We start from the raw sequence: 23,547 nt of genomic DNA on the forward strand, positions 1-23,547 counted from the left end.
TCGGCATGACCAAAGCTCTTGAGGGCGTGCGCGTCCTCGACATGACGCATGTACAGTCCGGTCCCTCCGCCACCCAGCTGCTCGCCTGGCTCGGCGCGGACGTGGTGAAGCTCGAAGCGCCGACCGGCGACATCACCCGCAGGCAGCTGCGCGATCTGCCGGACGTCGACTCCCTCTACTTCACGATGCTCAACTGCAACAAGCGGAGCATCACTCTCAACACGAAGAGCGAACGCGGGAAGGAGATCCTCACCGAACTGATCCGCCGCTCGGACGTGATGGTGGAGAACTTCGGGCCGGGCGCCGTCGACCGGATGGGGTTCGGCTGGGAGCGGATCCAGGAGATCAACCCGCGGATCGTGTACGCCTCCATCAAGGGTTTCGGCGAAGGCCCCTACACCGGCTTCAAGGCGTACGAGGTGGTGGCCCAGGCGATGGGCGGCTCGATGTCCACGACCGGTTTCGAGGACGGCCCACCGCTCGCCACCGGTGCGCAGATCGGCGACTCGGGCACCGGCATCCATGCGGTGGCCGGCATCCTGGCCGCACTGTTCCAGCGCGAGAACACCGGTCGCGGTCAGCGCGTGAACGTCGCCATGCAGCACGCGGTGCTCAATCTCTGCCGGGTGAAGCTGCGCGACCAACAGCGTCTCGCCCACGGCCCGTTGGCCGAGTACCCGAACGAGGACTTCGGTGACGAGGTGCCACGCAGCGGGAACGCCAGCGGCGGCGGGCAGCCGGGATGGGCGGTGAAATGCGCTCCCGGGGGGCCCAACGACTACGTGTACGTCATCGTGCAGCCGGTCGGCTGGCCACCGCTCTCGGCCCTCATCGGGCGGCCGGAACTGGCCGACGACCCCGAGTGGGCGACACCCGAGGTCCGGCTGCCCAAGCTCGGCAAGATGTTCCAGCTCATCGAGGAGTGGTCCTCGACGCTGCCCAAGTGGGAGGTGCTGGAGCGGCTCAACACCCACAACATTCCGTGCGGCCCGATCCTCTCCACCAAGGAGATCATCGAGGACGAGTCCCTGGTCGCCAACGAGATGGTCGTCCGGGTCGAGCACCCGGAACGCGGCACGTTCACCACCGTCGGATCCCCGTTGAAGCTCTCCGACTCCCCCGTGGACGTGGTGACGTCGCCCCTGCTCGGCGAGCACAACGAAGAGGTGTACGTCGGCGAGTTGGGCCTCGGCGACGAGGAACTGCGGCTGCTGAAGACGAACGGAGTCATCTGAGCATGATCGAATCACAGGATCACGAACGGGTGCGGGAACTGCTCGACTCCGTCCGGGCCGCCGGACGCAGCGCGCTCACCGCCCCCGAGGGAAGGACCGTCGCGGACGCGTACGGAATCGCCGTGCCCGGTGAGGAGTTGGCCCAGGACGTCGACGAGGCGGTGGCCTGCGCGGATCGGCTCGGCGGACCGGTCGTCCTGAAGATCGTCTCCCCCGACGTGCTGCACAAGACCGACGCGGGCGGTGTCGTCGTCGGCGTGGAGGGGGCCTCGGAGGTCAGGGACGCGTTCCGCCGGATCATCGAGAACGTGCGCGCGTACGCGCCCGGCGCACGCATCGACGGAGTACAGGTGCAGCAGCTCGTGCCGCCGGGACAGGAGGTCATCATCGGTGCGGTGACCGACCCGACGTTCGGGAAGGTCGTCGCCTTCGGACTCGGCGGCGTCCTGGTGGAGGTACTGAAGGACATCACCTTCCGCCTGGCACCGGTCACCGCCGACGAGGCGCGGTCGATGCTCGACTCGATCGGCGCGGCGGAGATCCTGCGCGGGGTGCGGGGCGCGCCGCCGGTGGACCGGTGGGCGCTGGCCGAGCAGATCAGGCGGGTCTCCCACCTGGTCACGGACTTCCCGGAGATCGCGGAGGTGGATCTGAATCCGGTGATCGCCTCGCCGGAGGGCGCGGTCGCGGCGGACATCCGCATCCTGCTGACGACGCGGGCCGTCCGGCCCCGGCGCGCCTACGGCCGCGAGGAGATCCTCGCCTCGATGCGCCGGCTGATGGAGCCGCGCTCGGTCGCCGTGATCGGCGCCTCCAACGAGCAGGGCAAGATCGGCAATGCGGTGATGCGCAATCTCATCGACGGGGGCTTCTCCGGGGAGATCCATCCGGTGAACCCCCGGGCCGATGACATTCTGGGCCGCAAGGCGTACAAGAGTGTCACCGACGTTCCCGGTGAGGTGGATGTGGCGGTCTTCGCGATCCCCGCCAGATTGGTGGCCCCGGCGCTCCGGGAGGTGGGACGCAAGGGTGTGCCGAACGCGGTCCTGATCCCGTCCGGCTTCGCCGAAACCGGTGAACAGGCCCTGCAGGACGAGATCGTGGCGATCGCGGAGCAGTACGGTGTCCGCCTGCTCGGGCCGAACATCTACGGCTACTACTCGACGTGGCAGGACCTCTGCGCCACCTTCTGCACCCCGTACGACGTCAAGGGCGGGGTGGCGCTGACCTCCCAGTCCGGTGGCATCGGCATGGCGATCCTCGGCTTCGCCCGTTCGACGAAGACCGGCGTCTCGGCGATCGTGGGGCTCGGCAACAAGTCCGACATCGACGAGGACGACCTGCTGACCTGGTTCGGCGAGGACCCCCGCACCCAGTGCATCGCGATGCACCTGGAGGATCTCAAGGACGGGCGCGCGTTCGTGGCGGCGGCGCGGGCGACCGTACCGAAGAAGCCGGTCGTGGTGCTGAAGGCGGGCCGTACGAGCGCGGGCGCCAAGGCGGCCGGTTCGCACACGGGCGCGCTCGCGGGCGACGACGCGGTGTACGACGACATCCTGCGCCAGGCCGGGGTGATCAGGGCACCGGGGCTGAACGAGATGCTGGAGTACGCGCGGGCGCTGCCGGTGCTCCCGACGCCGCAGGGCGACAACATCGTCATCATCACGGGCGCCGGCGGTTCGGGGGTGCTGCTGTCGGACGCGATCGTCGACAACGGGCTCGCGCTGATGGAGATCCCACCGGATCTGGACACGGCCTTCAAGGCGTTCATTCCGCCGTTCGGTGCGGCGGGCAACCCCATCGACATCACGGGCGGCGAACCCCCGTCGACGTACGAGGCGACGATCCGTCTGGGCATGGAGGATCCGCGCATCCACGCGCTGGTCCTGGGCTACTGGCACACGATCGTCACGCCGCCGATGGTCTTCGCCGAGCTGACCGCCCGGGTGGTCGGTGAGTTCCGGGAGCGCGGGATCGTCAAACCCGTCGTGGCGTCGCTGGCCGGTGACACCGAGGTCGAGGAGGCCTGCGCGTACCTCTTCGAGCACGGTGTCGTGGCCTACCCCTACACCACCGAGAAGCCGGTCGCGGCGCTCGGTGCGAAGTACCGCTGGGCAAGGGCCGCGGGGCTGCTGACCTGACCCTTCCCAGGCACGGAGAGTTTGGACAGGGGGCGCTGGCCAGGTTCTTTCGAAGCCAAGGGGAGACTCATGAGCACAGACGAACGACCGGGCGGCGCGCCAGATGCCGTGTTCCGGGAAGTGACGGACGGCAAGGGCCGCGTCTATCGCGTCGGTGAGACGGACCGGGATCTCCTCGGTCACAACCGCAAGATCATGGTGTATCTGCCGTGGATCGCGATGATGGCCATCAGCGTGTCCGAGTACGCGTACGGCTCCGCGGAGGACACCCTCTCCGAGGCCCACGGCTGGTCGCAGAGCAACACCTTCTGGATCCTGAGCGTGTGGGTCTTCTTCCAGGCGGGAATCGCCTTCCCCGCGGGGTGGTTGCGCGAGCGAGGGATACTCACGGCGCGCCGGGCCATGTTCGCCGGAGCCGCACTCTGTCTCGTCGGCTTCGTCGCGCTCTCGCATCTGGACAACGTGTTCGCGGCGATCTGCGGCTTCGGCGTCGTCGGAGGACTGGGCTCCGGGCTCATATACGCCACCTGCATCAACATGGTGGGAAAGTGGTTCCCGGAACGGCGCGGGGCGAAGACGGGATTCGTGAACGGCGGTTTCGCCTATGGCGCGTTACCCTTCATCTTCATTTTCAACTACGCGTTCGACACCGGCAACTTCCACGAGGTCCTGGACCTCATCGGCGTCTATGTACTGATCGTGGTCGCGGTCTGCGCCTGGTTCTTCAAGGACCCGCCGAAGAACTGGTGGCCCGCCGACATCGATCCGCTGAACTTCGCGGGCAACGCGAAGAGTGCGGCGAGCCTGGCGAAGAATCCTCCCGCGGTGAAGCAGTACACACCCAAGGAGGCCATCCGGACGGGCATGCTTCCGCTGATGTGGGTCACCATCGTGCTGACGGCGGGTGTGTCCATCTTCGGTATCTCGTTCCAGGTGGACTTCGCCAAGGAAGTGGGTTTCGGACCGCTGGTCGCGGCCTCCTCGATGGGCGTCATGTCCGTCATCAACGGGGTCGGCCGCGCCGTCGTCGGCTGGTTGTCGGACCTCTGGGGCCGCAAGCCGACCCTCGTCTTCGTCATCGTCGTGCTGGGTCTGGCCCAGTTCGGCGTGATCTGGGCGGGCAACCTGCACAACGAATGGCTCTTCCTGTTCTTCGCGTTCCTCTCCGGCTTCGGCGGCGGCGCCTTCTACCCGATGTTCGCCGCTCTGACCCCGGACTACTTCGGCGAGAACTACAACGCCACGAACTACGGGCTGGTGTACAGCGGAAAGCTCATCAGTGGTCTGTTCGGCGGCGGTCTCGGCTCCATGGTGGTCGACGCCTGGGGATACAACGGCGCCTACGCCCTGGCCGGGGGGATTTCCATGGTGGCGGCCTGCATCGCCCTGATGCTGAAGCAGCCGGGGCGGCCCCGGGTACGGGACATCGTCCCCAATCCGCAGCCGATCAGCCGGGAAGCAGTCTGACCCGGTCCCGCGAGGGATGACCTCGTCAGGCACCGTGCGCTCGTCGGAGCGCACGGTGCCTGACGTCATCGGGCGGGTGTCCGCGCCGCTCCCCCGCCGTCAGGGATGCGGGTGCGGCGCGGCCCGCCCGTCCGGTGCTGATGACATTTCTACTTGCGCAGTGCCGCCAGGTTGTCGTAGCCGATCCGCGCATGGTTCAGGGACTGCGCGGGGTCGGTCGCGCTCGGTGCGTTGTCCTGCTCGATCATCGGGTTGTGGTAGTTCTTCGCCCCGACGCGGCGGAAGAACGTCCGGTAGTCGATGACCCCGGTGCCGAAGGGAACCATGTCGTAACCTTCGCCGCTGGTCGTGTTGACGATGCCGTCCTTGGCGTGGAACAGCGGGTAGCGCTTGGTGTTGCGGCTGACGAGTGCCGCCGGGTCGAAGATCTTCTCCCGCTGCGATCCGTCGTGCGCGGTGTAGGTGTGGAACTTGTACTGGGCGACGTGCGCCCAGTAGATGTCCATCTCCAGCCATACGGACTTCGGGTCGGTGGCCTGGAGGAAGTACTCCAGCTTGCGGATGCCGGAGCTGCGGGTCGGGCGGCCCTGATCGTCCAGCGGACCGCCGTCGAGCAGGAAGCCGTAGGCCGCGTCGTGGTTGTGGGTGTACAGCTTGATGCCGGCGCGCTGGGCGATCCGTCCCAGCGTGTTCCACTTGTCGGCGGCCACGTCCCAGTCGGCCCGGTAGGCGCTGCCGGTGGGGTCTCCACCGGTGCCCATGTGGTCCATGCCGAGGATGTTGGCTATGTCGAGGTGGCGCTTGAACTGGTCCAGGTCGCTCTGGGTCAGCGGCCAGGACGACGGGATGAAGCCGTGGTTGCCCTGGGCGCGCAGACCGTACTCGTCCAGCCACGAGCGCAGCAGCTTCGCGCCCTGCACCGATTCGAGGTTGCTTCCGCCCGGTGCGTTGGCGTGCTGACCGTATCCGGCGAACTCGACCTGCCGGTAGCCGTAGCGGGCCAGTTGCTCGAAGACCCCGCGGAAGCCCGAGGGAAGTCCGGTGGCGAGCGGATCCCGCCCCGTGGCGTCGCGCACGGTGTAGAGGATGATTCCTCGTCTGTCCGCCGGGACCAGAGCCTGGCCGACGCCGTTTCCCTTGCCGGAGGCGGGCTGGGCGAAGGCCGGCGAGGCGCCGAAGACGGGCGCGGCGATCGCCCCCGCCGCGGCGGCTGTGCAGGTGCTCAGGAAACTGCGGCGGCTGACGCCGAGGCTCCGGCGCAGGGCGTGGTCCGTTCCGGGTTCGTCGTTGTACGCGGTCACGGTCTCTCTCTTTCTCGAAGATGCTCGAAACGCTGGGCGGGGACCGGTCTCAGGCGAGGCCGGCGAGCTGGAGGAGCAAGGACTTCACTTCGGTGGCCCGGACGGGCCCGGTGAACGCGTGGGGGGTGGAGCACAGGATGAGCGGACCTTCCTCGTCGCTCGCGGGAAGGCGGCCGTGGCTGCCGCGAATCGGTGACGGGTCCAGCGGCACGACCGCCATGCGGTAGCGCATGCCGAGCTTCTTGCGGGCGACGGCCGCGGCGGCCTTGACCCGGACGTACGGGTCCTGGGGATCCAGGAAGAGTTCGACGGGGTCGTAGCCGGGTTTGCGGTGGATCTCGACGAGCTGGGCGAAGTCGGGCGCGCGGGCGTCGTCGAGCCAGTAGTAGTACGTGAACCAGGCGTCCGGCTCGGCGACGGCGACCAGTTCGCCGGAGCGCGGGTGGTCGAGGCCGTGGGCCTTCTTGCCCTCGTCGTCGAGGAGCTGATCGATGCCCGGGATGTCCCGGAGGGCTTCGCGGGTCGCGTCGAGATCCTCGGGGCGGCGTACGTAGACGTGGGCGAGCTGGTGGTCGGCGACGGCGAAGGCGCGTGATGCCATCGGGTCCAGGTACTCCATGCCGTCCTGGGTGTGGACCTCCAGCAGGCCGGCCCGGCGCAGGGCCCGGTTGATGTCGACGGGCCGGTCGACGCGCGTGATGCCGTATTCGGAGAGGGCGACGACGGTGCGGCCCTCGCGGCGCGCGTCGTCCAGCAGGGGTGCCACGGCCCGGTCGAGATCGGCCGCGGCGCGGTAGGCGCGCGGGTCGTCGGGGCCGTAGCGCTGAAGGTCGTAGTCGAGGTGCGGGAGGTAGCACAGGGCCAGATCGGGGTGGCGGGTGTCGAGGATGTGCCGGGTGGCGTCGATGATCCACTGGGAGGAGACGAGGTCGGCGCCGGGGCCCCAGAAGTGGAAGAGGGGGAACGTGCCGAGTTTCTCGGTGAGTTCGTCGTGCAGGGCGGGCGGACGGGTGTAGCAGTCGGGCTCCTTGCGCCCGTCGGCGTAGTAGACGGGGCGCGGGGTGACGGTGATGTCGGTGTCGGCGCCCATCGCGTACCACCAGCAGATGTTGGCGACGGTGTAGCCGGGGTGGGCGCGGCGGGCGGCGTCCCAGAGTTTGTCCCCCGCGACCAGACCGTTGTGCTGGCGCCAGAGCAGGACGTCGCCGAGCTCGCGGAAGTACCAGCCGTTGGCGACGATGCCGTGCTCGGCGGGGGTGGTGCCGGTGAGGAAGGTGGACTGGGCCGCGCAGGTGACGGCGGGCAGCACGGTACCGAGGGGGGCGTGGGTGCCGGACTGTCCCAGCGCCTTGAGGTGCGGCATGTGGTCGAGGAGCCGTGGGGTGAGGCCGACGACGTCGAGGACGAGGAGGGGGGTGGGCGCGGCGGCCTGCTCGGCTGCGGTCATGGAAGCTCCTTGAGGCCGAGGTCGACCAGGAGGTCGCGGGCGAGGGTGAGTTCGGCGGCGATGCCGTCGGCGAGCTGGGCGCGGGTTCGGGGACGCAGCGCGGCCGGGAGCGCCTGCCAGGTGTACGTCTCGACCTCCAGGTGGCTGGTGAGGGGGTGTGCGCCGCCGACGAGCCGGGCCAGCGTGGTGCGGAGCACGGGGAGGGTCGAGGTGAGCGGGGGCGCGGGAGGCGCGTGCAGGGGGACGTGGAAGTGGGCGCGCCAGGGGGCGCCGTCGGGCAGGGCCCGGCCGGTGACCGCCTCGTCGAGGTCGTCGGTGCCGCGCAGCCCGGCGGCGGTGCGGGTGCGGGTCTGATGGAGGAAGCGGGGCTCGGCGAAGGAGGCGAGCGCGGTCCGTACGTCGGGAAGGTGGGGGTGCTCCGCGTGCAGTGCGGCGGAGAGCTGCGCCTTGGCGACCGGGATGCCGGCGGCGCCGAGTGCGTCGACGGCGGTGTCGGGATCCTCGAAGGAGGTGGCCAGGTGGCAGGTGTCGATGCAGATGCCGATGCGTCGGTGTCCGACGGCGGCGAGGGGTGCGATGGCGTCGCCGGTGGTCTCGACCGTGCAGCCCGGCTCCGGTTCGAGGCCGATGCGGATGGACTTGCCGGTGAGTTCGGCCAGTGCGTCGAGGCGTTGCGCGAGCGTGGTGAGCGCGGTGTGTGCGCGTCCGGCCGCCGCGGTGTCGGAGTCGAAGGGGGTGCGCCAGGCGAGCGGGAGGGTGGAGATGGTGCCTTCGGTGACGTCGTCGGGAAGCAGTCCCGCGAGGAGCCGGGCGAGGTCCGTGGTGTGGGCGAGCCGTTCCGGATCCGTCCAGTCCGGCTTGTACACCCGGTACTTGACCTCGTCGGCGCCGAAGCCCTCGTACGGGAAGCCGTTCAGGGTGACGACCTCAAGGCCGCGGCGGTCCAGTTCGACGCGCAGGGACCGCAGCAGGGACGGGTCGTTGATCAGGCTGCGGGCGGCGTCCCTGGCGAGCCAGAGGCCGATGCCGAGCCTGTCCCGGCCGAGGCGCTTGCGGACGGGTTCGCAGTGGTCGCGCAGTTGGGTGCGCACTCCGTCGAGTGTTTCGGCGGGGTGGACGTTGGTGCAGTACGAGAGGTGGACGGTGGAGCCGTCGGGGTGCCGGAAGCGCATCGCCTCACTCCCCGCCGCGCAGGACGGAGTTGCCCTCGTGGAGCGGTTTTGGTGCGGCGAGGTCGAGTTGGAGCCGGCCGCTCTGCCCGTAGAAGGCGACGGGGTTGCGCCAGAGCACCTGGTCGACGTCTTCCTCGTCGAATCCGGCGGCGAGCATCGCGTCGCCCACCTTGCGGGTCTTGAGCGGGTCGCTCCTGCCCCAGTCGGCGGCCGAGTTGACCAGGATCTTCTCGGTTCCGTGGGTCCGGAGGATCGCGATCATGCGGTCCTCGTCCATCTTGGTGTCGGGGTAGATGGAGAAGCCGGCCCAGCAGCCGCTGTCCAGGGCGTCCCGCACGGTCGTCTCGTTGAGGTGGTCGAGCAGGACCAGTTCCGGGGGGAGGTGGGACTCGCGGACGACGTCGAGGGTGCGGTGCAGTCCGGCGAGTTTGTCGCGGTGCGGGGTGTGCACGAGGGCGGGCAGGCCGTGGTCGGCGGCGAGCTGGAGCTGTGCGGCCAGGGCGGTGTCCTCGGCCGGGGTCATGGAGTCGTAGCCGATCTCGCCGACGGCGACGACGGAGTCCTTGACGAGATAGCGGGGCAGCGCGTCCAGGACGGGGGTGCAGCGGGGGTCGTTCGCCTCCTTGGGGTTGAGGGCGAGCGTGCAGTGGTGGGCGATGCCGTACTGGGCGGCGCGGAAGGGTTCCCAGCCGAGCAGGGCGTCGAAGTAGTCGAAGAAGCTGGCGGGCGAGGTGCGGGGCTGGCCGAGCCAGAAGGAGGGTTCCACGAGGGCGCGGACGCCCGCGTCGTACATCGCCCGGTAGTCGTCCGTGGTGCGGGAGGTCATGTGGATGTGGGGGTCGAAGATGCGCATCAGGACTCCTCCGTGGGGGCGGCGCGGCCGGGAGTGGTGAGATCGAGCACCCGGGTGAGATCGGCGGGGACGTCGCGGCCGGCGGCGGTGCGTTCGGCGGCGAAGTCGCCGAGCATGCGGGCGAGTTCCGCGTCGCCGCGCGAGCGCCGCGCCAGTTGGTCGACGGCTGCCACGGGTACGCCGGTGAAGAGGCACTTGAGGATGGCGTGGCGCCAGTTGTGCGGGTCGAGGTGGGCGGCCGCGTACGGGCCGACGGCGGCGGCGACCAGCCGGGTGTCGTTGGTGCGCAGGGCGTCCTCGACGAGCGGCAGGGCGGTGGGGCCGAGGTCGAGCCGGTGCAGGCCGAGCAGGACGGCGCGTCGTTCGGCGGCGGTGCCCTGCTCGTACAGCCGGGTCAGGGCGGGCAGCGCGGCGCGGGCCTCGACGATCAGGAGGACGCGTACGGAGTCGGCGTGTTCGAGTCCGCAGTAGCGGCCGGCGGCGGCGTACCGCAGTTCCCACGGCGGTGCGGCGTACCGGGCGCCCGGTTGTCCGGTGTCCTCGTGGGAGGCGGCGTGTTCGGCTTCGGCGAGGGCTTCGTCGAGCCAGGCGCGTGCGGCTCCGCCGAGCCGTGCGTCGAGTTCCTCGCGGTTCAGCAGTGGGGCGGTCGTCGGGGTCGGCATGGCGTTGCTCCCTTCGGCGGTGTCAGCGGCTCGACGGACTGTGCTTGCGGAGGAATTCGGCGGAGGTGCGGGCGAGTTCGGGGCCGGCGTGCGAGTGGCGGGGCAGTTCGACGACGGTGAGGCCGTGGTAGCCGGTCTCTCCGAGGGCGTCGAGCGCTTCGAGCACCGGTGGGAAGTCGATCTCGCCCTCGCCGAACGGGAGGTGTTCGTGGACGCCCCGGCGCATGTCCTCGATCTGGATGTGCCGCAGCCAGGGGGCGGCGGCGCGCACGCAGTCGGCGGGCGGGACGGGCTCCAGGCACTGGCAGTGGCCGATGTCCAGGGTGAGCCCGAGCGGTGGTGGGTCGCCGCTGAGGACGCGCAGGTGGTGGAAGCCGGCGAGATCGGCGAGGAGGTGTCCGGGCTCGGGTTCGATCGCCAGGGGGATGCCGGCCCGGGCTGCGGCGTCCAGGACGGGGTCGAGGGAGCTGGTGAGCCGCTGCCAGGCGGTGTCGGGGGAGGTGTCCGGCGGGGTGACGCCGCTGAAGCAGTGCACGGCGTGGGCGCCCAGGTCGGCGGCGATGCCGACGGCCCGGACGAGCAGCCGGGTGCGGGCCGCGCGGGCCTCGGGGTCCGGGTCGAGGAGGGACGGGCCGTGTTTGCGGCGGGGGTCGAGGATGTAGCGGGCGCCGGTCTCGATGGTCACGCCGAGGCCCAGTTCCTGGAGCCGGGACGCCACGTGGCGGGTGCGCGTGGCGAGGTCGGGCGCGAGGGGATCGAGGTGCATGTGGTCGAGGGTCAGGCCGACCCCGTCGTAGCCGAGATCGGCGAGGAGTCCGAGGGCGTCGTCCAGGCGGAGGTCGGTGAGCCCGTTGGTGCCGTAGCCGAAGCGGATCGTCATGTGAGGCTCACCTTCCGGGCGAGGGTGCGGGCGAGCGGCACGAGGCCCATCACGGCGAGCCCCGTTCCGAAGGCTCCGGCGCGGGCGGCGAGGGCGGCCTGGAGCGGGATCATCGCCCGGATGCCTCCGCCGACGGCGCGCTGGGTGAGCGGCGGGGACGGATTGAGCGCGGCGTGGAGGAGGGGTCCTGCGGCGGTACGGACGTAGCTGCTGGTGAGCGCGGTGCGGATGAGGCGGGAGGCGGTGCCGTTGCTGACGGCGGGGGCGGTCGACGACCGGTGCGTCGCCGTTGTGCTCCCGCCGCGCCCCGGATCCGTGGCCGTCCCCTCGGATCCGCGCTGCCCCCGCAGGGCTGCGGCGCCCAGGACTGCGGTGGCCGCGAGCGCCGCGAGGGGGGCGATGGTGGACCCGCCCTGCGCCTCGTGCCGTGAGACGGCGGTGACGGCGTAGGTGTGTGCCCCGAGCAGGCCGGCGGCCGGGAGCGCACCGCGCACGAAGCCACGCGAAGCGGAAGCAGAAGCGGAAGCAGAAGCGGAAGCAGAAGCGGAGGCGGCGGAGGAAGCAGAGACAGAGCCGGAAGCAGAGGCAGGGGCGGTCGCCGGGCCGGTGGCGGTGGCTCCGAGCAGCAGGTCGAGTCCTCGTGCCGCAGCCATCGCCGCCGGTCCCGCCGGGGTGTGCTTGAGACGGAGGTCGTACGCCCAGACGGTCGCCGCCAGTCCTGTGGCCACGGCGAGGGCCGGGCGGCCGGCCCGGGCGGCGAGACCCAGGCCCGCGGCTGTCAGCGCGCCCGCCGCCGTCAGGGCCGCACCGGGTGCGATGCGGCCCGAGGGGATCGGGCGGTGCGGGCGGTCGACGGCGTCCTCGTCACGGTCGGCCCAGTCGTTGAGCGCCATGCCCGCCTCGTACAGGCAGAGCGACGCGCCGACGGCGAGCGCGGTGCCGCGGTCGGGGCAGCGGCCCGACGCCGCCGCCCCGGCGAGTGCGTCGCCGGGAACGGTGAACAGCGCCGAGACCCGCAGCAGTTCGGCCCAGGCCCGTACCGTCACCGCTCCCCCCGCAGTGTGTCGGCGAAGGCGAGCAGTGCTGTGTACTGCTCAAAGAGCGCCGCCGGGCCTCCGTCCGGGTCCTTGAAGTAGAAGCCGAGCTGGGGCAGGGGTCCGGCCAGCCCCCTCTCATGGGCGCGGGCCACCAGTCTGGCGAGGTCCAGGACCAGGGGTGCGGCCAGTGCGGAGTCGCAGCCCTGCCAGGTCGTCTGGAGGACCATGCGCGCCCCGAGGAATCCGTCGAACGCGATGTGGTCCCAGGCCGTCTTCCAGTCCCCGAGGGCCGGTACGTCGTCGATGTGGACCTCGCCCTCGGGGGCGGTACCGAGCGTGTCGGCGAGGACGCGTTCCTTGCCGGCGTTCTTGGCCGCGGCCGCGCCCGGGTCGGCCAGTGCCGCGCCGTCCCCGCCGCCCAGCAGGTTGGTGCCCGACCAGGCCCGTACGGGCAGGGCGCGTTGCACGAACATCGGGGCGAGTACGGAGCGGAGCAGGGTCTGGCCGGTCTTGCCGTCGCGGCCCGCGTGAGGAAGTCCGCTGCCCGCGACGGCGTCCCGCAGGGCGGGGGTGCGCAGTCCGGTGGACGGGGTGAAGTTGATGTACGGGCAGCCGGCCCGGAGTGCTGCCGCGGCGTACAGCGAGCTGGCGGGGAGCCGCTGCTCGCCGGGGGCCGGGACGGGTTCCGTGGAGGCGACGTTGATCACGACGGTGCGGGCCAGGCCGTTGCGGTGCCCGAAGTCCGCGAGATCGGCGGCGAAGGCGGTGATCAGCTCCTCGTCGCCGCGGGTGTCACCGGGCAGGGGCCCGCCGGGACGTATCTCCACGTCGGCGGCGGCGAGTTCGGAGTGTACGGCCGACGGCAGACCGTGCGGCAGCACTCCCCCGGCGGCCAGCGCCTCGGCCCGTTTGGGCAGGGGGCAGCCGGCGGTGTCGTGGCCGCCGAAGACGAGCGAGGCGAGGGCGGGCAGCCCGCTGTCGGCGAACGGCGGTGTCTCGGTGACCATGCCTGCCGCCGGGTGGAGCCCCGCTGCGACCGCCGCGCACCCCGCTGTCGCGGTGGTGGCGACGGAGCCGCGTGCTCCGATGAACCAGACTCCGGTACGAACGGCGGGTGCTGACACGGGCTGCCTCCCTTACTGGGGGTCCTGGCTGGGCAGAGCAAGTGGCGCTGTACGACGAGAGAACGGGGTCGGGTGGTGACGGCGGGCGGGACGGGATTCCTGCCCCGCCCGCCGTCGGCCGGAACGACCGCTCTAGGCGGAGGGCAGTTCCTTCAACTCGATGTTGCGGAAGGACACATGGTCATCGGCGCTGTGGTTCTGGAGGCCGATGTAGCCGTTCTTCAGACTCCGTACCGGATCGGTGTTGGTGAAGTCGTTGATCTTCACTCCGTTGAGGAAGACCTGGAGACGTTCGCCCTGGACCTTGATCTCGTAGCTGTTCCACTGGCCGGGCGGTCGCAGGACCTGGTCACGGGCCTTGATGTTCGCCGCCTTGAAGGTGTAGATCGAGCCCGTGGTGCGGTCGGGCGCGTCGGTGGCGTCGATCTGGACCTCGTAGCCGTTGTTCACCGCGGACCAGGGGTCGTCGGACTCGGGGAAGCCGACGAAGACACCGGAGTTGTCGTCGCCCTCCATCTTCCAGTCGAGCTTGAGCGAGTACGCGCCGAGCTCCTTGGCCTGGTAGGTGAGCAGGCCCATGCCGCCCTGGGAGCGGAGTTCACCGTCGACGACGTCGAACTTTCCGGGCCCGGCCTGCTTCCAGCCTTCGAGCGTCTTGCCGTTGAAGATCGGCCGGTATCCGGTGCCGGGCTTGCAGTCGGCCTTCACCTGGCCGGCCGCGTACCGCAGGCCGCCGAGGAGAAGCTGGCGGAAGTCCGATTCGGCGTAGGACTCCTTGGTGTGGCCGAGGCCGGTGTAGAAGGAGCGGCCGCCCTGGTAGGTCTGGCACCAGGTGATCGGGTGGTCGCCCTTCATGGTGCCGCCGGTGTAGGTGGTCTCGTCGAGGGTGGCGAGCACCTTCACCTGGTCACGCGGGTTGGTGCGGTAGTTGTACAGCTCGTCGGTCCGCTCCCAGGCGTCGTCGAGGTGCGCGGTGGCGGGGTGCTTGTGGTCCTCGACGCGGACGGTGACGGGCTGGATGGCGGGGTGTCCGGAGAAGTACGCGCCGACGAGTCCGCCGTAGAAGGGCCAGTCGTACTCGGTGTCCGCCGCCGCGTGGACGCCGAGGTAGCCGCCGCCGGTGGTGATGTAGTTCTCGAACGCCTTCTGCTGATCGGCGTTGAGCACGTCACCGGTGGTCGAGAGGAAGACGACGGCGTCGTACCGGGCCAGGTTGCTGGTCGTGAACTGGCCGGCCTCCTCGGTCGCGTCGACGGTGATGTTGCTGCCCTGGCCGAGTTCCTTCAGCGCGGCGATGCCCTCGGGAATCGCGTCGTGCCGGAAGCCGGCCGTCTTCGAGAAGACCAGGACCCGCTTGGCGGTCCGGTCGGGCGGGCTGTCGGAGAGCTCGAAGTCATCGATGTCGTACAACGCCCCGGCTCCTCCCTTGAAGACGAGGAAGAGTTCGGTGGCCTTCTTGGGAACACCGCGCAGCGGTACGTCGATGTCCTGGAAGGTCTCCCAGCCGCCGGTCACCGGCACCGGTGCGGAGCCGAGGATCTTGCCGGTGGCCGATCCCGACCGTACTTCGAGGAAGCCGCCCGCGCCGCCGGAGGAGATCCGGGCGGTGAGCTTGGTCGTTCCGTCGAGGATGTACGGCTTGAACGAGATCCAGTCGTCGTTGTCGATGTCGCCGACCGTCTTACCGCCGTGTGCGGCGGCCTTGTCGTACAGCTTCACGCCGGACGACGAGGTGAAGTGCTCGGCCTGCCGGTGGCGGGGCTGGAGCTGTGACTGGTCGTGGCCGGACAGGGCCGCCTGACCGCCGCCCCCGCCGTCCGTGTAGGAGGCGTCGATGACACCGAAGATGTTGGCGTTCGGGTCGTGCCCGCCGTCCATGGTGGTGTTGATCGTGCCGGAGCACCCGTTGACGGTGGTGATGGGGTGTCCGTGGCTGTCGTGGCCGAGGACGAAGCGGACCTCGACCTTGGAGCAGTCGATGGTGCCGTCCTCGGGATCGGTGACCGTCACCTTGAACGGCACCTTGTCACCGAATTCGAACAGCTGCCCGTCGCCGGGGAGTTCCAGGTTCACCGTGGGTGCCGTGTTGCCCACGGTCACGTGGACGCTGGCCGAGCCGGTGCGCCCGTCGGGGTCCGTGGCGGTCACCGTGGCGGTGTAGGTGCCGTTCTTCTTGTACGTGTACGTGGGGTCGGCGGCCGTGGAGGTTCCGCCGTCGCCGAAGTCCCAGGCAAAGGTCAGCGCGTCGCCGTCACCGTCCGTGGTGCCCGCGGAGGAGAACTTCACCTTGAGCGGTGCGGTGCCGGAGGTCTTGTTCGCCGACGCCTCGGCGACGGGCGAGCGTCCGCCGGTGGCGTTCTCGATGCGGTAGAGCGCGGAGTTCTCGTCGCCGCCGAACCAGGAGAGGCCGTAGTCCAGGACGTACAGCGCCCCGTCGGGGCCGAACGCCATGTCCATCACCTGGGTTCCGGACCAGGGGATGTCGTTGATGGACCGGACGGTGCCGTCGCTGTCCTGCTCGATGCGCTTGATCCACTGTCGGCCGAACTCACCTGCGAAGAAGTCACCGTCGTACGCCTCGGGGAACTTCACCGGCGAGTCGAGATCGGCGTCGTAGTGGTAGACGGGTCCGCCCATCGGGGACTCCGAGCCGGTGCCGAACTCGGGCACGGAACCGCCGTCGTACGGAATCCAGGCGGGTTGCGCCGCCGGCAGGTCGACCAGGCCCGTGTTGTGCGGCGAGGTGTTCTTCGGGGCCGCGCAGTCGAAGGCCGCTCCGGACGTCTGCGTCGCGAAGTCGTAGTCGATGAACGGGTCGTTGGCGCCGGTGCAGAAGGGCCAGCCGAAGTTGCCCGGCTCCGTCACCCGGGCGAACTCGACCTGTCCGGCCGGTCCGCGCTTGGGATCGGCCGCCCCCGCGTCCGGTCCGTAGTCACCGACGTACAGGATGCCGGTGGCCTTGTCGACGCTGAAGCGGAACGGGTTGCGGAAGCCCATCGCGTAGATCTCGGGGCGGGTCTTGTCCGTACCCGGCGCGAAGAGGTTGCCCTCCGGAACGGTGTACGAGCCGTCGTCGGCGACCTTGATCCTCAGGATCTTGCCGCGCAGGTCGTTGGTGTTGCCCGAAGTGCGCCGGGCGTCGAACGCCGGGTTGCGGTCGGGGCGCTCGTCGATGGGGGTGTAGCCGTCGGAGGCGAACGGGTTGGAGTCGTCACCGGTCGACAGGTACAGGTTGCCCTGGGCGTCGAAGTCGATGTCCCCGCCGACGTGGCAGCACATGCCGCGCGACGTCTTGATGTCGAGGACCTTCTTCTCACTGCTCAGGTCGAGGGTGCCGTCCTCGTCGAGGACGAAGCGGGAGAGCCGGTTCACTCCGTCGAACTTGGCGAAGTCGGCGGCGGTCCCGGTCTCGGGGGCGTCGCCCGCCGGGGTGTCCAGCGGGGGCGCGTAGTAGAGGTAGATCGCCCGGTTCTCGGTGAACTCCGGGTCGATGCCGACGCCCTGGAGGCCCTCCTCGTCGTGCGAGTAGACGGGGAGGACGCCGGACACCCTGGTGTTGCCCGCGCTGTCGGTGATCCGCAGCTCGCCGCTGCGCGAGGTGTGGAGCACGCTCCGGTCGGGGAGCACGGCCAGCGACATGGGCTCGCCGGTCTCGGCCGCGCCCTTGGCGAGGGTGACCTGCTGGAACTCCTCGGCCGCCACGTCGGCGGCGGCCGGCGAGGACGGTCCCGCCGCGGCCGCTCCGGGCGAGGAGCCCAGAGCGAGAGTGGCCGCTGCGAGCAGGCCGCCGGTGAGGAGCGCGAGAGATTTACGTACGCGGAGTCGGGAACTGCTCCCGTATCCGCTCCTGCTTCTGGTTCGGTGCACGAGTGTCCTCCGGAAAGTGCCGGTGGTACGGGCGGGTGCTGCCGTGACGTTCTGCGCGGGGACTGCCGCGCAGGTCATACGGGACCTGAGAGGCGCCGGTGACCCGGGTTATGTCATGTACACGATTTGGACGGTAGACCGGTTCGTCCAGGACGGAAAGCCCTTACGCAGCGGTCATGTTGACCTTTTTCCCGCGTCAGGACAAAGCGGGGTGAGGGCAGGGGTGAGCGCGGGGCGGCGGGCTCCCTGCCCACCCCGCCCCGGCCCGGCGGCACCGCCCCTCAGACGGCGCCGCCCCTCGGGCGACCCGTCAGTCGCCGCCCCCGAACGCCGCGTCGAACGACGCGGACGGCGGGTCGAAGTCGTACCGCTTCAACGTGGCAAGCGCCTCGGGCGCACCTGCCAGCCGGTCCATCCCCGCGTCCTCCCACTCCACGGAGACCGGGCCCTCGTACTCGATGGACCGGAGCATCCGGAAGACGTCCTCCCACGGCACGTCGCCGTGTCCGGCGGAGACGAAGTCCCAGCCGCGCCGCGGGTCGCCCCACGGCAGATGGGAGCCGAGGCGGCCGTTGCGGCCGTCCAGGCGTTTCCGGGCCTCCTTGCAGTCCACGTGGTAGATCCGGTCGCGGAAGTCGTACAGGAAGCCCACCGGGTCGAGGTCCTGCCAGACGAAGTGGCTGGGGTCGAAGTTCAGCCCGAAGGCGGCCCGGTGTCCGACGGCTTCCAGTGCGCGGTGCGTGGTCCAGTAGTCGTACGCGATCTCGCTGGGATGCACCTCGTGGGCGAACCGCACCCCCTCCGCGTCGAAGACGTCCAGGATCGGGTTCCAACGCTCGGCGAAGTCCTCGTAGCCCCGTTCGATCATGTGCGGCGGGACGGGCGGGAACATGGCGACCAGGTGCCAGATCGAGGAGCCGGTGAAGCCGATCACGGTGCGCACCCCGAAGGCGGCAGCCGCGCGGGCGGTGTTCTTGATCTCCTCGGCGGCCCGGCGGCGCACCCCTTCGGGTTCACCGTCGCCCCAGATCCGGGCCGGCAGGATCCCCTGGTGCCGCTCGTCGATCGGGTTGTCGCAGACGGCCTGGCCGACGAGGTGGTTGGAGATCGCCCAGCACTTCAGTCCGTACTTGTCGAGCAGTTGCCGGCGCCCGTCCAGATAGCCGGGGTCGGTCAGGGCCTTGTCGACCTCGAAGTGGTCGCCCCAGCAGGCGAGTTCGAGCCCGTCGTATCCGAAGTCCCGGGCGAGCCGGCAGACCTCCTCCAGCGGCAGATCGGCCCACTGGCCGGTGAAGAGTGTGAAGGGACGGGGCATGCGCAGGACCTCCTAGACAACTACGGGGGTGTGTACGGAGTTCTTCTCGGCGCTCTCCTCCACTGCTGCGAGCACCCGCTGCACCTGTAGTCCGTCGGCGAACGACGGCGTGGGCGCGCTCCCTTCGGCGATCGTCCGCACCAGGTCACGGGCCTGGTGGATGAAGGTGTGCTCGTAGCCCAGGGCGTGGCCCGGCGGCCACCACGCCTCCAGGTACGGGTGCGCGGGTTCGGTGACGAGGATGCGCCGGAACCCCGCCGTGGCGGCCGGTTCGGTGTGGTCGTGGAAGGAGAGTTCGTTGAGCCGTTCCAGATCGAAGGCGAGCGAGCCCAGCTCCCCGTTGATCTCCAGCCGCAGCGCGTTCTTCCGTCCGGCGGCCATGCGGGTCGCCTCGAACGAGGCGAGCGCACCGGAGGCGAGCCGACCGGTGAACAGGGCCGCGTCGTCGACGGTCACCGCTCCCCGTACGGCCGCGTCCGCGGTGCCGGAGAGCCCGGCCGACGCACCGGCGAGCAGGGGCCGTTCGCGTACGAACGTCTCGCTGACCGCCGAGACCCCGGTCAGGAGCTCGCCCGCCAGGTACTGGGCCAGGTCGACGATGTGCGCCCCCAGGTCGCCGAGCGCTCCCGAGCCGGCCTGTTCCCGCTTCAGCCGCCAGGTGAGGGGTGATTCGGGATCGACGAGCCAGTCCTGGAGATAGGTGGCGCGCACGTGCCGCAGGGTGCCGATCCGTCCCTCGGCGATCAGCTGCCGGGCGTAGGCGATCGCGGGCACCCTGCGGTAGTTGAAGCCCACCATCGCCACCTGGCCGCGTGCCGCGGCGCGCTCCGCGGCCTCGACCATGGCCTCGGCCTCGGCGACGGTGTTGGCGAGCGGCTTCTCGCAGAGCACGTGTTTGCCCGCCTCCAGGGCGGCGATGGCGATCTCGGCATGGCTGTCGCCGGGCGTGCAGATGTCGACGAGCTGCACGTCGTCCCGGGCGATGAGGGCCCGCCAGTCGGTCTCGGCCGCCGCCCAGCCGTGGCGGGCCGCCGCCGCGTCGACCGCCGTCCGGTCGCGTCCGCAGATCGCGGCGAGAGCCGGTCTCATCGGCAGCTCGAAGACGTGTCCCGCGGTGCGCCACCCCTGCGAGTGGGCGGCGCCCATGAACGCGTATCCGACCATGCCGACTCCGAGCGTCGGCGCGCTCGTCGTCGGCGGCTGCGTCGGCGGCGCTGCGGCCTCCTGATCCGTCTCTTCCCTACCAGCCATCCGGGCTTCCTCCTCGTCGGTCGTTCGGTGAGTGCGGCAGGAGGGTCAGCACCCTCCTACGGGGCGGATCAGCTGAAGCCCGTCGGCAGGTACTGGTCGACGTTCTCCTTGGTGACGACGGCCGAGTAGAGGGTGAGACCGGTCGGGATCTCCAGTTCGGCCAGGCCGCTCACGCCCTTGCCCTGCGCGAGGGCGCGGGCGAGGTCGATGGCGGACGCGGCCATCGTCGGCGGGTAGAGAACAGTGGCCTTCAGCACGCTGTTGTCGGCCTTGATGGCGTCCATCGCGGACTTGGCCCCGGCGCCGCCGACCATCAGGAACTCGTCGCGGCCCGCCTGCTGGATGGCGCGCAGCGCGCCCACACCCTGGTCGTCGTCGTGGTTCCACAGGGCGTCGATCTTCTTCTGCGCCTGGAGGAGCTGGGCCATCTTCGCCTGGCCGGACTCGACGGTGAAGTCGGCTGCCTGACGGGCCACCAGTTCGATGTTGGAGTAGTTCTTCAGAGCGTCGGCGAAGCCCTGGCTGCGCTGCTTGGTGAGTTCCAGGTTGTCGATGCCGGCCAGCTCGACGACCTTCGCGCCCGTCTTGCCCTTGAGCTGTTCGCCGATGTACGTGCCGGCGTTGAGGCCCATGCCGTAGTTGTCGCCGCCGACCCAGCAGCGGTAGGCCTGCGGCGAGGCGAAGATCCGGTCCAGGTTGACGACGGGAATGCCCGCCCTCATCGCCTCCAGTCCGACCTGGGTGAGCGCCTTCCCGTCGGCGGGGAGGATGACGAGGACGTCGACCTTCTTGTTGATGAGGGTCTTGACCTGCCCGATCTGGGCGGCGGTGTCGTTGGAGCCCTCGGTGCTCTCCAGGGTCACCTCGGAGTACTTCGCGGCCCGCGACTTGGCGTTCTCGTTGATGGCGTTGAGCCAGCCGTGGTCGGCTTGCGGGCCCGCGAAGCCGATGGTGACGGGCTTGCCGGGCTTGTCGTCGGAGGCGGGCTGATTGCTCGGCGCGGTCTCCGACTTCTTGGGCTCGTTGCTGGTGCAGGCGGTGAGGAGGGCGCCCGCGGAGACGGCTGCGGTGCCGAAGAGCAGTCCTCTGCGGCTGGTTTCTGGCATGGCTGTCAAACCCTTCATCCGGTGCGTGACGTGTCACAGGTGGCGAACGGGGCGGTGGGTGGGCGGGAGGTGCCGAGCGGCCGGGTGTGCGCCGGGGCTCAGGTCTCCCCGTGCGCCGAGGTGCGGCGCTGGACCAGGACGGCGGCGACGATGATCGCGCCCTTGGCGATCTGCTGGACATCGCTCTGCAGATTGTTGAGCGCGAAGATGTTGGTGATGGTGGTGAAGACGAGGACACCGAGTACGGAGCCGACGATGGTGCCGCGTCCGCCGCTGAGCAGGGTGCCGCCGATGATCGCTGCCGCGATGGCGTCGAGCTCGTACAGATTGCCGTTGGTGTTCTGTCCCGAGCCGGACAGGATGATCAGCATGAAGGCGGCGATGCCGCAGCACAGTCCGGAGAGCAGATAGAGGTAGAGCCGCTGCCGTCGTACGTCGATACCGGCCAGCCTGGCCGCTTCCGCGTTGCCGCCGACCGCGACCGTACGCCGTCCGAAGGTCGTACGGTTCAGCACCAGCCAGCCGATGACGGTCACCGCGGCGAACATCATGACCAGGGGCGGGATGCCGAGGACGTACGAGTCGGGCAGCCCCAGGTCGAGGACCGACTTGACGGTGACGATCTGCGTCTTGCCGTCGGTGATCTGGAGGGCGAGCCCGCGGGCGGAGGCGAGCATGGCCAGCGTGGCGATGAACGGCACCATCCGGCCGTACGCGACGAGCACGCCGTTCACCAGGCCGGCGCCGAGTCCGACGATCATCGCGGTGAGCAGGATCCCCGCGAAGCCGTACTCCTGGGTGGCGAGCGTGGTCGCCCAGACGGAGGCGAGCGCGACCATCGCCCCGACCGACAGGTCGATGCCGCCGCTGGTGATGACGAAGGTCATCCCGACCGTGACGACCCCGATGACGGACGACTGGGTCAGGATCAGCTGAAGGTTTCCGGTGTCCAGGAAGGCGTCGGGCTCGGTGAACCCGCCGACGGCGATCAGTACGGCGAGGACGCCGAGGAGCGAGAGGTTGCGGACGTCCACGCGCAGTCCGAAGGTGCGCGAGGGTCCGTCGTTCTTGCGGGGTTCACGGGGTTCGGCGACCGGGGCGGGGACGGCCCCCTTGTCCGGCCCGCCCTGCTGCGCCGAGGAGACGGGCTGCGTCATGACGTCGGGCTCCCTTCCATCACTAGGTCGAGTACGCGGTGCTCGTCGAGCTCCCGGGCGTCCGCCGCGTGCACGACGCGGCCCTCGCGGAGCACCAGCACCCGGTCGGCGAGGCCCAGCACTTCGGGCACCTCGCTGGAGACGAGCAGTACGGCGAGGCCTTCGTCGGCCAGCCGGCGGATCACGGCGTAGAGCTCCGCGCGGGCGCCGACGTCGACGCCGCGGGTCGGTTCGTCGAGCAGCAGGACCCGGCAGCCGCGCAGCAGCCAGCGGGCCAGGACGGCCTTCTGCTGGTTGCCGCCGGAGAGCGTACGCACGGGGGTGTCCGGATTGTCGGGGCGCAGGGAGAGTTCACGGGTGGCGGCGCGGGCCGCGCGGCGCTCGGCCCCGTGGTCCATCCAGCCCGCCCGGGAGAAGCGGGACATCGTGGAGACGGAGACGTTGCGGGTGACGGATTCGAGCATCAGCAGCGCCTGCGCCTTGCGTTCCTCGGGGGCGAGGCCGATGCCCGCGGCGACGGCCGCGCGGACGCTCCCGGGCCGGAGTTGCCTGCCCGCCACGGTGACCCGTCCGGCGGTCGGTTTGCGGGCGCCGTAGACGGTCTCCAGGATCTCGGAGCGTCCCGAACCGACGAGTCCGGCCAGGCCGACGATCTCGCCGGGCCTCAGTTCCAGGTCCACCGGGGCGAATTCGCCCTTTCTGGTCAGCCCTTCGACCTTCAGCACCGGCTCCGCCCGCCCGGCCGTCCCCGCGCTGTTCGCGGGGCGCGGCGGAAAGACGTATTCGACGTTGCGGCCGGTCATCAGGGCGACGATGTCGCGGGTCGGTGTGGACTCGGCGGGCAGCCCCACGGCGACGGCGCGGCCGTCCTTGAGCACCGTCACCCGGTCACCGATCCGGCGGATCTCCTCCAGCCGGTGCGAGATGTAGACGACGGCGACTCCGTCGGCGGTGAGCGCGGCGACGATCCGGAAGAGGTTGTCCACCTCGTCGGGGTCGAGTGCGGCGGACGGCTCGTCCATCACGATGAGCCGCACGTCGTGGGAGAGCGCCCGCGCCATGGAGACGATCTGCTGCTGGGCGGCGGACAGCTCACCGACCGGCCGGGCCGGGTCGATCTCCGGGTGGCCGAGGCGTTTGAGCAGTGCGGCGGCGGCCGTACGGCCCTGGCGGGTGCGGACGACGAAGCGGGCGGTGGTGGGTTCATGGCCGAGGAAGACGTTCTCGGCGACCGACAGCCCTTCGACGAGGTCGAGTTCCTGGTAGATGGTGGCGATGCCCAGGCGCATCGCGGCGATCGGCGACTTGAGGGCGGCCGGTCGGCCGCGCCAGGTGATCTCGCCGCCGTCGGGCTGATGGGCTCCGGCGAGCACCTTGATGAGGGTGGACTTGCCGGCGCCGTTCTGCCCGAGGAGGCAGTGGACTTCGCCGGCCTGGACCTCCAGGTCCACGCCGTCGAGGGCACGCACTCCGGGGAACGATTTGGTGATGCCGGACATGGTGAGCAGGGGTGGTTCTGGTGCCATGACGAT

General features: G+C 70.2%; 17 protein-coding genes. 3 read left to right on the plus strand and 14 right to left on the minus strand.

The features are described 5' to 3' along the window. Positions 1–5 precede the first annotated feature (5 nt). The 3 genes from frc to ACFVUT_RS28335 all read left to right on the plus strand — a co-directional run bounded on the left by frc (position 6) and on the right by ACFVUT_RS28335 (position 4,843). Positions 6–1,235 (plus strand): formyl-CoA transferase, encoded by a 1,230-nt coding sequence (gene frc / locus ACFVUT_RS28325; RefSeq protein ID WP_389653336.1) that lies wholly within the window; start codon positions 6–8, stop codon positions 1,233–1,235. Positions 1,236–1,237: 2 nt separating this feature from the next. Then, positions 1,238–3,376 carry an acetate--CoA ligase family protein gene (locus ACFVUT_RS28330; protein WP_389653333.1) on the plus strand — a complete coding sequence of 713 codons (2,139 nt, stop codon included), beginning with the start codon at positions 1,238–1,240 and terminating at the stop codon, positions 3,374–3,376. A gap of 69 nt (positions 3,377–3,445) precedes the next feature. Then, a complete protein-coding gene (locus tag ACFVUT_RS28335) occupies positions 3,446–4,843 on the plus strand; it encodes an OFA family MFS transporter (RefSeq protein WP_389653329.1) in 1,398 nt (465 codons plus the stop codon). A gap of 149 nt (positions 4,844–4,992) precedes the next feature. Here the strand turns inward: ACFVUT_RS28335 and ACFVUT_RS28340 are convergent, their stop codons facing one another. The 14 genes from ACFVUT_RS28340 to ACFVUT_RS28405 form a co-directional block, all read right to left on the minus strand. Further along, positions 4,993–6,144, minus strand: a complete 1,152-nt coding sequence (locus tag ACFVUT_RS28340; protein ID WP_389653326.1) for a sugar phosphate isomerase/epimerase family protein — start codon at positions 6,142–6,144, stop codon at positions 4,993–4,995. Between the two features lie 49 nt (positions 6,145–6,193). Further along, entirely contained in the window at positions 6,194–7,591 is a 1,398-nt protein-coding gene (locus ACFVUT_RS28345) for an alkaline phosphatase family protein (protein WP_389653323.1), read from the minus strand. After that, positions 7,588–8,763: a metabolite traffic protein EboE gene (eboE, locus tag ACFVUT_RS28350; protein WP_389653320.1), complete on the minus strand. Its 1,176-nt coding sequence runs from the start codon at positions 8,761–8,763 to the stop codon at positions 7,588–7,590. The genes ACFVUT_RS28345 and eboE overlap by 4 nt, the downstream gene beginning before the upstream one ends. A gap of 4 nt (positions 8,764–8,767) precedes the next feature. Next, positions 8,768–9,616: a TatD family hydrolase gene (locus ACFVUT_RS28355; protein WP_389653317.1), complete on the minus strand. Its 849-nt coding sequence runs from the start codon at positions 9,614–9,616 to the stop codon at positions 8,768–8,770. Continuing rightward, the gene (locus tag ACFVUT_RS28360) at positions 9,616–10,278 is read right to left on the minus strand and encodes an EboA domain-containing protein (protein WP_389653314.1); all 663 of its coding nucleotides are present in this window, start codon (positions 10,276–10,278) and stop codon (positions 9,616–9,618) included. Before ACFVUT_RS28360 ends, ACFVUT_RS28355 begins: the two co-directional genes overlap by 1 nt. Positions 10,279–10,300: 22 nt before the next feature. Then, complete coding sequence (locus ACFVUT_RS28365; RefSeq protein ID WP_389653311.1) at positions 10,301–11,158, minus strand: sugar phosphate isomerase/epimerase family protein; 858 nt, start codon at positions 11,156–11,158, stop codon at positions 10,301–10,303. After that, positions 11,155–12,204 carry an SCO3242 family prenyltransferase gene (locus ACFVUT_RS28370; RefSeq protein WP_389653308.1) on the minus strand — a complete coding sequence of 350 codons (1,050 nt, stop codon included), beginning with the start codon at positions 12,202–12,204 and terminating at the stop codon, positions 11,155–11,157. The genes ACFVUT_RS28365 and ACFVUT_RS28370 overlap by 4 nt, the downstream gene beginning before the upstream one ends. Next, the gene (locus tag ACFVUT_RS28375; RefSeq protein ID WP_389653306.1) at positions 12,201–13,319 is read right to left on the minus strand and encodes an inositol-3-phosphate synthase; all 1,119 of its coding nucleotides are present in this window, start codon (positions 13,317–13,319) and stop codon (positions 12,201–12,203) included. Before ACFVUT_RS28375 ends, ACFVUT_RS28370 begins: the two co-directional genes overlap by 4 nt. A gap of 132 nt (positions 13,320–13,451) precedes the next feature. After that, a complete protein-coding gene (locus ACFVUT_RS28380; RefSeq protein WP_389653303.1) occupies positions 13,452–17,186 on the minus strand; it encodes a ThuA domain-containing protein in 3,735 nt (1,244 codons plus the stop codon). Positions 17,187–17,496: 310 nt separating this feature from the next. Continuing rightward, positions 17,497–18,501, minus strand: coding sequence for a sugar phosphate isomerase/epimerase family protein (locus ACFVUT_RS28385; RefSeq protein WP_389653300.1), 1,005 nt, complete (start codon positions 18,499–18,501; stop codon positions 17,497–17,499). Positions 18,502–18,513: 12 nt separating this feature from the next. Beyond that, positions 18,514–19,752 (minus strand): Gfo/Idh/MocA family protein, encoded by a 1,239-nt coding sequence (locus ACFVUT_RS28390; protein WP_389653297.1) that lies wholly within the window; start codon positions 19,750–19,752, stop codon positions 18,514–18,516. A gap of 68 nt (positions 19,753–19,820) precedes the next feature. Continuing rightward, on the minus strand, positions 19,821–20,858 hold the full coding sequence (locus ACFVUT_RS28395; protein ID WP_389653295.1) for a substrate-binding domain-containing protein: 1,038 nt from the start codon (positions 20,856–20,858) through the stop codon (positions 19,821–19,823). Between the two features lie 98 nt (positions 20,859–20,956). Beyond that, on the minus strand, positions 20,957–22,015 hold the full coding sequence (locus ACFVUT_RS28400; protein ID WP_389653292.1) for an ABC transporter permease: 1,059 nt from the start codon (positions 22,013–22,015) through the stop codon (positions 20,957–20,959). Next, positions 22,012–23,541 carry a sugar ABC transporter ATP-binding protein gene (locus ACFVUT_RS28405; protein WP_389653289.1) on the minus strand — a complete coding sequence of 510 codons (1,530 nt, stop codon included), beginning with the start codon at positions 23,539–23,541 and terminating at the stop codon, positions 22,012–22,014. Before ACFVUT_RS28405 ends, ACFVUT_RS28400 begins: the two co-directional genes overlap by 4 nt. Positions 23,542–23,547: the final 6 nt, after the last annotated feature.

Source organism: Streptomyces sp. NPDC058051 (assembly GCF_042885475.1).
In the GTDB taxonomy this organism is placed as follows: Bacteria; Actinomycetota; Actinomycetes; order Streptomycetales; family Streptomycetaceae; genus Streptomyces.